This window comes from Nostoc sp. (assembly GCF_036919895.1).
Classification (GTDB): Bacteria; Cyanobacteriota; Cyanobacteriia; order Cyanobacteriales; family Nostocaceae; genus Nostoc.
Genome location: NZ_JBALBW010000068.1, coordinates 1 through 13,383 on the forward strand (window position 1 = coordinate 1; position 13,383 = coordinate 13,383).

Below are 13,383 nucleotides of genomic sequence, written 5' to 3' on the forward strand. Positions count from 1 at the left end.
TTGTATGTCTCTTAATCTTATAGTCTGAAAGTCATTCACCGCAGTACTTTCAGGCTATCTTGCCCCTGGTGACAGCTTCGCTATATTTACCCCATGTAGGTTGGTTTGTCAATCAAATTGCCCGACTCATCAAATAGTTTTTGAACGTTGCTAAAGTTGAGATCGTAGAAAATAGTCATTAGCCCCAACTCCCGCATCACAGGTAAAAGGTTTTGGATTACCCTTGTACCACCAAAGGGGCCTGCGGAAACGCCGCACAGTCCAACGGCTTTATGAATGTATTCTTTGAGGCAGGTGTCAAGTATGTGCTTGAGTAAACCCGGATAACCGTGGTTATACTCTGGTGCAACGATAATTAATCCATCTGCCCGTTCCATTGTTGCAGAAAATTGAGGGTCTTTGAGTGGTTCACCTGCATCATCATTAGCGATCGCTATATTTCTAATATCGATCAGTTCAGTTTCTAAGCGATCGCGTAGTGCAACCTGCTCAACGATAAATTTAGCAACGTGTTCACTCTGGCGACCTTGGCGAGAAGTACCAAGGATAACTGGAATAAATAGAGATGAGTTTGGCATAGTTTTTTCTCCCTACTGTTCTTGATAGTTCCAAAGTAACCCGCCATCCACAAAGAAAGTGCGTCTCCGGCTCCGCTCCTGTACGCGAAATAGCGGGGCGTTTAGCCCATTCTGACTCCTTTTCATTGACTCAAACTAGCAGCGCCAAAAGTAGCATTAAACTTGCGACACCAGATAGCGGCAGATTTATAATCTGCTAAATTAATGTTTTGAGGAATGGAATACGTTTGAGCGCCACTATATTTTTGTAACGGAGCTAGGATAAAATAATCTCCGTTTTTTAAAGGATATGATGGTGGCTTAGTTGAATTAATTACGTTATCTGAACGATGCAAAATTACTACTAAATCTGGCCCTGATTCAGAAGTCTTAAATGACTCATCAAGCTCTAGAAATGATTTGCCCTCTTTATTAGTAATACGGACTGTTCCTTTAGTTGTATGTTCTCCAGAAACAAAACTGCCTGACTTCATAACAGTTGAATCTGGAGATTGTGCTGATGACTTGGTTTGAGTTGAAGACACGGGAACAGATGCATTTACTGCCGCAGGACTTTGAAGAGACTGCTGATTTGATACTTCTCCGACACAGCTAACTATGACAAGAGAAGACAAACTCAGAAGTAGTAAATATCTTATTTTCATGATTTTAATCCTTCAATTCATTAATTATTTATAGAACTTTTGACTTGAACTTTAAACTTATCTTACTTGAGTAATTAGGCTAATAATTATGGATATCTAAGGATTAATAGCTAGAAGGATGATATTTTGTTGAGATAGTTCTTATAGAATTCTCAGCAAATTTTAAAGTTTATGTTTGTAAGTAATTAAGTGTAAATAGAATACATCGGTTTGTCAGATAATCAAGATATACCTTGAGGTGGCCAAGTGTGTTGTTGAAAGGATAAAGTAGCCGCCCTGGAAAAGCACTCAGTGCTTATTTTACCATTACTATACTTCCCTAGCGATCGCATTCAAATTTCTCAAGCAAGTAAATTTATTTATTTTTATTATATTTTATATTTTTATATGATATTAGTTGGAGCATTAGCATTATTTATGATATTATCTATCGTCATTAAATTATTCAATATTTTCAAATAATGAACTATGGTAAAACACAGAAATAAAAAACATTTATTTATTTTTCATAGGTTTATTTTCATAGTGGTAATGTTATTTATACTCATCACCACTATGACAGTTAGTTACTCTCAAGAAAAAAATCCTCCTGTTAATCAGACTCCAGAAGCTATTAATAAAGAAGCTATTAATAAGATAGATGGCGCTCCTGTAGTTTTAGGAGATCAAACATTATTTGTCATTAAAGCAAGTGTTGGGTCGTTTTCAGCCGAAGATCGATCGCAGGCGGTGACAAACAGAATTGAAATAATGGCTAAAGACCTAACAATTCCAGTTAATTCTTTAAAAATTGCCGACGAGCCAAGTACAACAAATATTTTATCTGGTGATAAAATCATATTTACAATTACAGATGGTGATGCCAAAGCAGCAGGTAAAACAACACAAGAACTTGCTAATCAATATATTCAAGAAATTAGCAATAATATCACTAAATATAGACAAGATCGTAGTTTAACAAATATTCTATTTGGAGTTCTTTACACAGTTATTGCTACCGTTGTCCTCTTGATAGTTTTCAAGGTTTCAAATCAAATATTTAATAAGATATTTAATTGGGTTAGTAATTGGCAAGGAAGAAGCATACCTGCTGTACGCATTCAAAATGTTGAGATTTTACCTGCATCACGAATCACCTATATTTTAAATAATATTATTAAGGCAATTCGCCTGGTGTTAGTGTTGGGAATCCTCTCTATCTATGTTCCATTAGTATTGAGTTTCTTCCCTCAGACTAGAAAAATTAGTACAAATTTGTTGAATTATTTATTCTTATCTTTAGAAGCTGGGATAGAGGGATCAGTTGCTTATTTACCTAAACTTATTTACTTAACAATAATTATTTTTTGTGCGTATTATCTGATTAAATTTATTCGACCCATTTTTAGAGAATTAGGTAACGGGAATTTATCGTTACCTGGATTTTATCCAGAATGGGCAGAACCAACTTTTAAACTAGCGTTATTTTTAATCATTGCTTTGGCATTAGTAGTGGCTTTGCCTTTTTTACCTGGATTTGGTTCGCCAGCATTTCAGGGAATTTCGGTTTTCTTGGGTGTTCTATTGTCACTTGGTTCATCGGCAGCTGTAGCTAACATTGTTGCCGGAGTTATTCTCATTTATACTCGCGCTTTTCGGATTGGCGATCGCATCAAGATTAATGATGCAACTGGTGATATTGTCGAAAAAACCTTGTTTGTCACACGGCTTCGCACTGTCAAAAATGTAATCATTACTATCCCGAACGGGACGGTGCTAACCAGCCAAATTATTAACTATAGCGCTCTTGCAGAAGACCCCAACTATTATTTAGTCCTACATACTACCGTAACTCTTGGCTATGATGTACCGTGGCGAAAAGTTCATCAGGTGCTAACTGATGCAGCGTTAGCAACACCACGTATTCTCAAAGAACCTACCCCATTTATCTTACAAACAAGTTTGGATGATTTTTATGTGAGTTATGAAATCAACGCCTATACAAATCAGTCTAGCTTAATGGCGAGAATTTACTCAGAACTGCATCAAAATATCCAGGATAAATGCAACGAAGCAGATATTGAAATTCTTTCTCCTCATTATTCAGCAATTCGAGATGGAAATCAAATCACCATTCCCGAAAATTACTTACCCAAAGACTACAAAGCACCGGGATTTCGCCTTTCTTCCCTCGATCATCCATCAAATGGCAAAGACTCTTCGGATCAGTAATAATACTAATTTAAGGGATGGAGATATATCATGCGAATATTGACTTTGCTAGCATTATTGATTGCGATCGCAGCTGTGACTTTCGCACTGCAAAACTCAGCCCCAGTAGCAGTACAATTTTTAGGGTGGCGATCGCTAGATGCCTCAATGGCGCTCATACTTCTGATTACCTTTAGTTTCGGCGTATTATTTGGCTTTGTCGTCTCATTATTTCCAGCCATCAAGGGTATGAGAAAGAGGTCTGAACTGACGCGGAAAATCGAACAACAAACCTCCGATATTGAAGACCTCAATCGTCAACTAACAGAAGCAACCCATCAACTCCAGATGTTGCAATCTGCACAACCACAACATTATTTACCTGAAGACGCATCGTTAAATAATCCTTCAGATGCCTATATTGAATGATATTCATTATACCAATTCTATATGAGGGTGCATAGAACTATAGAATAATGTGATACTAAAAATCAAACGTGGGCTATGTTCTGTGAGTATCTAGCTTGAAAATCAAAAATATCCTAATAGCCTCATAATAACTACATAGTCAATGTCTTACTTAAATGTCTGTGCTGAATCAGCATTTTTACACAACCTTCATATTATTCAATCAATGTATATACAAATACTGAGCTTTGTATATTCTTCATATCCTTCTAGTTTTTAATGTTTACCGAGGACTACATCTACACGATAATCTTATCTGTGCAATAATTACGATCGCTGACTAAAACGACTTCCATTGAGCAATGGGAATGCAAGATGCTAAAAATAGCACCTCGCAAACCGCACCTCTTGGCGATCAAAGAGCGCTAATTCCGATTAAACAACCACAAAATTGTTGTTGCTTAGTGACAATCCAGCAGATAGTTGGGCAAATTTTACCTGAGTAAACCCAGCCGCACTGCCATCTCGGTCAAAGTACAGTCCACCTGTAGCGCTATTATAAATAAATCGCTCTTCATTAGTGATTGCAGATGTTCCGATGGTAAATTGACTATTTTGAAGTGAACCTATTAATAACCCGCCACCAAAACCAGTCTTTGATACTTGAATAAGTTCATTAGTGGCATTGAAGTCATAAAGACTATCGACACCTTCATTGTAACTATTGAAAGCAAAGGTATCAGTACCATTACCTCCATAAAGGCTATCATTACCTTTGCCACCTGTGAGGATATCAGTACCATTACCTCCATAAAGGGTGTTATTACCAGAGGCGCTAGAGGCAGAGATATAATCATTGCCATCACCTCCAGCGAGGAAGTTATCGCCTGTTGAACTGTTAGCACTCAAGGTATCGTTACCTGCACCTCCATCAAGGGTGTTATTCCCTAATGCAATGACGGCGGAGAGCAAATCATTGCCATCACCCCCAAAAAGCAGATTATTACCTGCTGAATACTCAATATGTAAGGTATCGTTACCTGCACCTCCATCAAGGATGTTATTCCCTAATGCACTGACGGCGGAGAACAAATCATTGCCATCACCCCCAAAAAGCAGATTATTACCTGCTGAATACTCAATATATAAGGAATCGTTACCAGCGCCACCGTTGAGGGTGTTATTGCCAGAGGGAATATTAAAGCTGGACTCGTCCTGTGTGCCAGAGGCAGAGAGATAATCATTGCCATTGTCCCCATTCAGTAGGTTATCGCCTGTTGAATAGTCAACATTCAGAGAATCGTTACCAGCACCACCTTTGAGGGTATTATTGCCAGACGAAGGATAAAAAACCGTTCCTGTGTCAAGGTCCCAGTAGCCAGAGGCGGAGAGAACATCATTGCCATCGTCCCCATTGAGTAGGTTATCGCCTGTTGAAAAGTTAGCACGCAAGGTATCGTTCCCAGCGCCACCGTTGAGAGTGTTATTGCCTGATGCATAGCCAGAGAAATTGAATGGTGTGACGTAGCTTCCGAATAATATGCCAGAGGTGGAGAGAATATCATTGCCATCGCCCCCAAAGAGCAAATTATTGCCTGTTAAATCGGAATTAGAATCATCCAATAGAACATCGTCACCAGTACCACCAATGAGAGTATCATTGCCCGCACCACCCCTCAAAAGATCGTTGCCACTCAAGCCATCAATGATATCATTACCCCCCTGACCATTAATTACATCATCTGAGTTTTCAAAGCCGTTAATATTATTGTTCAGGTCGTTAAGAAAGGTGACTGTATTTTTGTTGAAAATAGTGTTTTGGGTGGAGTTAGCATTGAAGACATCAAAGCTGTCGGTGATGCTAGTTTGCCCATAAAATAGGATATTGCCAACCTGGGCTAAATTGTCCAGGTTTTCCAAGGCAAAGTTTTGCAGAACAACTTTGGAACCAAACTCCCCGTCAAAGCTGATTTCTAAGTTGTTAGCATTTTGAGTTAATTGCAAATTCCTCGCAGTTAATTGCTCATCTCTTGTAAATTGCAAGGTATCCACTGAGGCAATCGCCCCTGCTGATGGGTTTGAGCCTTTACCAATGCCATCGAAATCGGTGATTGTAATGATACCATTAGTAATCTCGTAAACAAATTTATCCTTACCGCCGCCACCAGTTGCCAAGGCATCAGCATCATCATTATTATAATTATTAGTGTATGAGAAGAAGGTATCATCACCAGCGCCACCGTTGAGAGTGTCGTAGCCTCCGTTACCATATAGTTTATCGTCACCTGCTAAACCATTAATCAGGTCATTCTCGGTTGTTCCATTGAGGGTATCATTACCATTAGTGCCGTTGATAATTGCCATAATTTTCTACCTACCTAAATCGATTTTTTTAGTAACTTTACAGTTGTCAATTTCCAGTTAGTGCTGTTTTAAGGCACAAATAACTCGTTAAAGTTGAACATTTTCAGCATGTTTTTATCTGATTTAATTTTTTGAGGTCTGCGATCGCCGACACGTGGGTTAGATATAGCTGCGGTTCTGATTTGAGATCGAGCGATCGCAAGGCAATATCTTAAGTATCTGTGCAGTGATGGCGATCGCTTCCCAAAATCAAGAACGCAGACATGAACTAAGTGAGCCAATAATACTTGTAAACCATCCAGCGAGGTGCTCAAAAAAGTACCTCGCCAACCGTACTTAGAATGATAAAACAGTGCTAATAAACGAGTACAAAATTGTTTTCGGTTAATGATAATCCCGCAGATAGTTGGGCAAATTTTACCTGAGTCGAACCACTTGCACTGCCATCTTGGTCAAAGAACAGTCCACCTGTGGTGGAGTCATAGATAAATCGTTGAGCGCTAGTGGTTGCAGATGATCCGATAGTAAACTGACTTTTCAGAAGTGAAAATGTTGCGTCATAAAAATTACCTGATACCTGAATAAATTCATTAGCAACGTTGAAGTCATCAACACGAGTAAGTCCTTCACCGTAAATATTGAAAGCAAAGGTATCATTACCGTCCCCACCTGTCAGGATGTCATTGCCACCAGTGCCCCCGGAGAGCGTATCGTTGCCATTGTTGCCTACAATGTTGTCATCGTAGGCTGTACCTGAGATATTTAATCGCTCGATATTCTGGTAACTAACCTGATTCGTACCTGCGGTAATTGAGCCAATGTTAGTAATGGCATTGAAAGTTGTTGTGATTCCTGCGGTAGCATCCCTAAAATCTACGGAGAGCAAATCGTCACCTATTCCCCCATCGATCGTATCATTGCCACTAGCGCCCCCAGAGAGCGTATCATTGCTACTGTTCCCAGCAATGTTGTCATCGTAGGCTGTACCTAAGATATTTAATCGTTCGATATTCTTGTAGCTAACCTGATTCGTGCCTGCGGTAATTGAACCAATGTTAGTAGTAGGATTGAATGTCGAAGTGATTCCTGCGGTAGCATCACTAAAATCTACAGACAACAAATCGTCACCTATTCCTCCATCGATTGTATCATTGCCGCCATTGCCTGTAGAGAGCGTATCATTGCCACTGTTGCCTACAATGTTGTCATTGTAGGCTGTACCTGTGATATTGAATCGTTCGATATTCTTGTAGCTAACCTGATTCGTGCCCGCCGTAATTAAGCCAATATTAGTAGCAGCATTGAAAGTTGTTGTGATTCCTCCTGTAGCATTCCTGTAATCGACGGACAAGAAATCGTCACCTGTACCCCCATCTACCGTTTGATTCACGGGGAAACTAAATGTAGGATCGTATGGGGAGGGGGGGGGACTGCCTATATAGAAGGAATCATTGCCATCGCCGCCATAGAGTAAGTTATCGCCTGTTGTATAGGCCGTATTCAAAATATCGTTACCAGCGCCACCATTGAGAGTGTTATCGCCTGACGCACTATAGTAACCCTCATCATAGTAGGAGTCAGAGATGGAAAGATAATCATTGCCATCGCCACCATCTAGGAGATTATTGCCTGTTGCAAAGCGAGCAGTCAAGGAATCATCACCGGTGCCACCATACAGGGTGTTATCGCCTGAGCCAAAGCCGTAGTATTCACCAGAGCCATTCAAGCTATCGTTGCCATCGCCACCAAAGAGCAAATTATCGGCTGATGAATCGAAAACACTCAATAAATCGTTACCGGTGTCACCATAAAGAGTGCTATCGCCTCCGCCAGCACTTAAGATATCGTTACCTGCACCGCCGATAATCGTATCATTGCCGCCGCTGCCGGATAATGTATCATCGCGATAGGTTCCTACTAGATAGTCATTGTATGCTGTACCTGTGATATTTAATCCTTCGATATTCTTGAAGCTAACCTGATTCGTGCCAGCCGTAATCGAGCCAATGTTAGTGGTGGCATTAAAAGTAAAAGTGACTGCTCCGTTAGCATTGCCGTAATTGACGGACAGTAAATCGTCACCTGCTCCCCCATCTACCGTTTCAGCTGTTAAGTTAGAGGAGGAATACCTTGCGACGCTCAAAAAGAACGAGTCATTTCCATCTCCTCCATCGAAGATGTTTGTACCTTGGATTCCATCGGCATAAAAGGAATCAGCCCCATCTCCGCCTGAAAGCGTATTGTTGCCAGTAGAGTAGCTAATATAAAGGGCATCATTCCCTTCATCCCCACTAAGGTTGTTATTCCCAGTAGAATAATAGAGGTTAAGAGTATCAGATCCACTTCCGCCATTGAAAACATTGTTTCCGGTAGAATATACACCATCAAGCTGATCGTTACCAAGACCACCATCTAGAGTGTTGTTGCCTTCGTTCCCATATAGTTGATCGTTACCAGCACCACCAAGCAGAATATCATTGCCTGTACCACCCCGCAGTAAGTCGTTGCCACTTTTGCCATCAATGATGTCATCACCCCCCTGACCATTGATAACATCATTTGAGTTGTCAAAGCCGTTGACATTATTGTTTAGGTCGTTAAGAAAGGTGACTGTATTCTTATTGAAGATAGTGCTTTGGGTGGAGTTGGCATTGAAAACATCAAAGCTATCTGTGATGTTAGTTTGCCCATAAAATAGGATATTGCCGACCTGGGCTAAATTGTCCAGATTTTCCAGGTCAAAATTCTGCAAGACCACTTTGAAACCATATCTCTCGTTAAAAGTGATTTCTGTGTTATCACCATTTTGAGCTAATAGCAGATTTCTCGCAGTTAATTGATCGAAACCTGTAAATTGCAAGGTATCCACTTCGGCAATCACTGCCGATGATGGGTTTGAGCCTTTACCAATGCCACCAAAATCGGCGATCGCAATGGTAGTATTACCACCGAAATTTTCAGGTGCTTGATAAACAAATTTATCCCTGCCGCCGCCGCCAATTATCAGTATGTCATCATTATTAGCAACATTGCTATAGATTGTATCGTCACCAGCGCCACCATTGAGGGTGCTATTACCAAATACGCCGGCAAAAAGAGTATCATTGCCATCGCCTCCAGAAAGCAGGTTATTGCTTGTTGGATCGCCATAACCGTAGTTGTTTATTGAATCAGCACTCAAGTAATCGTCACCAGCGCCACCGTTGAGGATGTTATTCCCTGAATCACCAATGAGAGTGTCATTTCCTGCACCACCAATGAGAGTATCATTGCCCGCACCACCTCTGAGTATGTCGTTGCCACTTTTGCCGTCAATGATGTCATCACCGCCTTGACCATTAATTACATCATCTGAGTTGTCAAAGCCGTTAACATTATTGTTCAGGTCGTTAAGGAAGGTGACTGTATTTTTGTTAAAGATAGTGTTTTGGGTGGAGTTGGCATTGAAAACATCAAAGCTATCTGTGATGTGAGTTTGCCCATTAAACAGGATATTGCCAACCTGGGCTAAATTGTCTAGGTTTTCCAGGGCAAAGTTCTGCAAGACTACTCTGTAATAAGGCGCTCCTTCAAAGCTGATTCCTAAGTCGTTACCATATTGAGTTAATTGCAGATTTTTTGCAGCTAATTGCTCAGAACCTTTGAATTGCAAGGTATCCACTTCGGTAATCGCCGCCGATGATGGGTTTGAGCCTTTACCAATTCCACCGAAATCTGTGATGATGGTATTAGTACCATAACCATTCTCGTTGAGAGTGTAAACAAATTTATCCTTGCCCCCACCACCTGCGATCAAGATATCACCATAAGTATATGAGTCAATATAGAATGTATCGTCACCAGTGCCACCATCTAGGGTGTCGTAGCCTTTGTTACCATTTATAGTATCGTCACCTGCTAAACCATTAATCAGGTCATCATCAGTTGTCCCATTGAGGACATCATTACCATTAGTGCCATTGATAATTGCCATAATTTTCTACCTGCCTAAATCGATTTTTTTAGTAACTTTCAGTTGTCAATTTGCCGTTAGTGCTGTTTTAATGCGAAGATAACCAGATAAGTTTAAACATTTTTGGCATATTTTTATCTCACTCTTGAGGGATAGGAATTTCTTTCAAGCTTCATCCTGTGTACCAATTTGCAAGTAGCACTTATCTAGGTATCTAAGACAATCTCAGTCACGATCGTCCCAATCTTGCTTGCTTTGGCAAACATAGTTAGTTGTTATTGCATTGGTTTCAGCCTTGTGTAGGGTAGGAAGCTTAAAAATGAAAAACACCTAAATAACCTGACAGTAACTATATATAGAATATTTACTTAGATGTCTACAGTTAAAGAAGCATCTTTGCATAATCTTCATATTATTTGCCAATCAATGTATACGTAAATACGTCACTTTGTAAAGTCTTTACATTTTTCTAGGAATTTAATTTGCAAATAACAGCAGACAAAAAGTTGTTATCATCCTATTCTTTTGGAGAAGCAAGCTACGCCCAGTAACGATCGCAAAATTAGACAAGCTTCTAGGGAAGACAACTTCAAAGCTCCTCAAAAGAGTGATAAAAAATACATGTTTGATTTTTTGAGGTCTGCGATCGCCGACACGTGGGTTGGATGTAGCTGCGGTTCTGATTTGAGATCGAGCGATCGCAAGGCAATATCTTAAGTATCTGTGCAATGATGGCGATAGCTTAAATGTGAGGTGCTAAAAATAGCACCTCACATTCTCTGTCTAAAGTGATGGTAGAGCCTTAATTAAGATTAAGCAACCACAAAATTGTTGTTGGTGAGTGATAATCCAACAGATAGTTGGGCAAATTTTACCTGAGTAAAACCACCTGCACTGCCATCTTGGTCAAAGAACAATCCTCCTGTGGTGGAGTCATAGATAAAACGTTGAGCGCTAGTGGTTGCAGATGTGCCGATGGTAAACTGACTATTTTGAAGTGAACCTATTAATAACCCACCACCAAAACCAGCAGCCGATACCTGAATTAGTTCGTTAGTGGCATTAAAGTCATAAAGACGATCGACACCTTCGTTGTAACTCTTAAAAGCAAAGGTATCAGCACCATTCCCTCCATAAAGGCTATCATTACCTTTCCCACCTATGAGGATATCATTGCCATTGCCACCATAAAGAGTGTTATTGCCCAATGCATTACATGCAGAGAGAGTATCATTGCCATTACCCCCAAAGAGGAAATTATTGCCTGTTGAATAATCAACAATCAAATTATCGTCACCAGCGCCACCGTTAAGGGTGTTATTGCCTGACGCTTTGCGATAGATTCCTTCGCCATAGTCGGCGGACTCGTCGTACTCGTAGCCAGAGGCGGAAAGATAATCATTGCCATTGTCTCCATTCAGCAAATTATCGCCTGATGAATAGTCAACATTCAAATTATCGTCACCAGCACCACCGTTAAGGGTGTTATTTCCAGTAGTGTTATAAAAAGATCCTCCGAAGCCGTAACCGTAGCTAGAACCAGAGAGAGAATCATTGCCATCGCCACCAGAGAGTAGATTAGCGCCTCGTGAATCGTTAACATTCAAGTAATCGTTACCAGCGCCACCATTGAGGGTATTATGACCTGATGTGTTATCAAACCTGTAGCCCTCGAAATCAGAGGCAAAAAGAGAATCATTGCCATCGCCACCAGAGAGCAGATTATTGCCTGTTGAAATGTTAGCGCTCAAGTAATCGTCACCAGTACCACCCTTGAGAGTATTATTACCATCAGCAAGATTAACAGAGAGGCGATCGTTGCCATCGCCACCAGAAAGTAAGTTATCGCCTTTTGAAAAGACAGCACTCAAGGTATCGTTACCAGCACCGCCCTTGAGGACGTTATTACCAGACACATCAGGGCCGTAGTAGTCACCAGAGACGGAGAGATAATCATTGCCATTACCACCATCCAGTAGGTTATCGCCTGGTGAACCGTCAGCACTCAAGGTATCGTTACCAGCACCACCCTTGAGAGTGTTATTACCAGAAACCGCATTGCCCTCGTAGTCACCTAATGCTGAGAGAGTATCATTACCATCGCCACCAGAAAGCAGGTTATTGCCTGGTGAAGAGTCAACATTCAAGTAATCGTCACCAGTACCACCGTTGAGGGTATCATTGCCCGCACCACCGCGCAGCCAGTCATTACCAGTGCCACCGTCGAGGGAGTCATTGCCCGTATCCCCAATCAGGGTATCATTACCAGCACCACCAATAAGAGTATCATTACCACTACCACCTCGCAGTAAGTCATTACCACTCTTGCCGTCGATGCGGTCATTACCCCCCTGACCATTAACGACATCATCTGAGTTATCTAAACCCGTAATGTTGTTGGAGAGGTTATTGAGAAAGGTGACTGTATTTTTGATGCCCAGAATGGTTTCAGTAGAGTTGGCATCTAAGACGTTAAAACTGTCGGTGATACTAGTTTGCCCATCAAACAGGATATTGCCAACGGCAGGTCTTGTTTTAGAGGCTTTCAGGTTCTCCAGGTTTTCTAATTTGAAGTTTTTTAGGATCGTTTTAGTATCAGCTACTCCATCAAAGGTGATTTCTAGATTGTTGCCATTCTGGGTAAGCAACAGATTTCGAGCAGTGAAACCAGCACCCTGGAATTTAAGCGTATCAACTTTGGCAATGATTGCTGCTGTGGGGTTTGTTCCTTTACCTACGCCACCAAAATCAGTGATAGTATCAGTGCCATCACCTAAGTTGTAAATAAATTTATCTTTGCCGCCACCACCAGTCAGAATGTCGTTACCCTTTTTAGCTGTAATGATATCGTTGCCTGCTTTACCATTAATCGTATCAGCGTCGTTACTGCCCAGTAGAATATCATTACCGTTGGTTCCAATGATATTTGTCATAATATTTACCTTCCTTAATCAAATTTTTCAGTAACTTTAAAGTTATCTACCCTAAGCTAGTACTGTTTTAGAACACAAGAACTCGCCGAAAGTTGACACTTTCGGCATATTTTTATGTCACCCTTGAGGGACAGTAATTTTATCGAAAATACAAGTAGCACGCACCTATCTAAGTATCACGCACTATACAAATTAATGACTGTGTGGATTGACTGAAATAGTTAAATTTCAGACTTTTGACAATCGTCCTTGATTAAATAGCGTAGGTGCAGCCCAACCTAGTAATCACTAAAAAAGCATCACAAAACCAAGCT

At 40.6% G+C, this 13,383-nt stretch carries 7 protein-coding genes and 2 pseudogenes; 3 read left to right on the forward strand and 6 right to left on the reverse strand.

Annotation, left to right across the window (positions count from 1 at the left end):
* Positions 1-86: 86 nt before the first annotated feature.
* On the reverse strand, positions 87-578 hold the full coding sequence (locus tag V7K55_RS12690) for an NADPH-dependent FMN reductase (RefSeq protein WP_334831728.1): 492 nt from the start codon (positions 576-578) through the stop codon (positions 87-89).
* 122 nt (positions 579-700) lie between these two features.
* Positions 701-1,222 carry a DM13 domain-containing protein gene (locus tag V7K55_RS12695; RefSeq protein ID WP_334831730.1) on the reverse strand — a complete coding sequence of 174 codons (522 nt, stop codon included), beginning with the start codon at positions 1,220-1,222 and terminating at the stop codon, positions 701-703.
* Between the two features lie 555 nt (positions 1,223-1,777).
* On the opposite strand from V7K55_RS12695, the gene V7K55_RS12700 reads away from it, so the two are divergent.
* Together V7K55_RS12700 and V7K55_RS12705 are read left to right on the forward strand one after the other, a co-directional pair.
* Positions 1,778-3,433 carry a mechanosensitive ion channel family protein gene (locus V7K55_RS12700; protein ID WP_334831732.1) on the forward strand — a complete coding sequence of 552 codons (1,656 nt, stop codon included), beginning with the start codon at positions 1,778-1,780 and terminating at the stop codon, positions 3,431-3,433.
* 30 nt (positions 3,434-3,463) lie between these two features.
* On the forward strand, positions 3,464-3,841 hold the full coding sequence (locus V7K55_RS12705; protein WP_334831734.1) for a LapA family protein: 378 nt from the start codon (positions 3,464-3,466) through the stop codon (positions 3,839-3,841).
* Between the two features lie 414 nt (positions 3,842-4,255).
* On the opposite strand, the pseudogene V7K55_RS12710 reads toward V7K55_RS12705, so the two are convergent.
* From V7K55_RS12710 to V7K55_RS12720, 3 genes and pseudogenes are all read right to left on the reverse strand, one after another.
* Positions 4,256-6,184 (reverse strand): annotated as a pseudogene (locus V7K55_RS12710) (beta strand repeat-containing protein); the annotation flags it as partial.
* A gap of 68 nt (positions 6,185-6,252) precedes the next feature.
* Positions 6,253-6,498 carry a hypothetical protein gene (locus V7K55_RS12715; protein WP_334831738.1) on the reverse strand — a complete coding sequence of 82 codons (246 nt, stop codon included), beginning with the start codon at positions 6,496-6,498 and terminating at the stop codon, positions 6,253-6,255.
* A 41-nt stretch (positions 6,499-6,539) separates the two neighbouring features.
* A complete protein-coding gene (locus V7K55_RS12720; RefSeq protein WP_334831740.1) occupies positions 6,540-10,157 on the reverse strand; it encodes a beta strand repeat-containing protein in 3,618 nt (1,205 codons plus the stop codon).
* Positions 10,158-10,661: 504 nt separating this feature from the next.
* Between V7K55_RS12720 and V7K55_RS12725 the strand changes: the two genes are divergently transcribed.
* On the forward strand, positions 10,662-10,853 hold the full coding sequence (locus V7K55_RS12725; protein ID WP_334831742.1) for a hypothetical protein: 192 nt from the start codon (positions 10,662-10,664) through the stop codon (positions 10,851-10,853).
* Positions 10,854-10,948: 95 nt separating this feature from the next.
* Here V7K55_RS12725 and V7K55_RS12730 read toward each other — a convergent pair.
* Positions 10,949-13,069 (reverse strand): annotated as a pseudogene (locus V7K55_RS12730) (calcium-binding protein); the annotation flags it as partial.
* Positions 13,070-13,383: the final 314 nt, after the last annotated feature.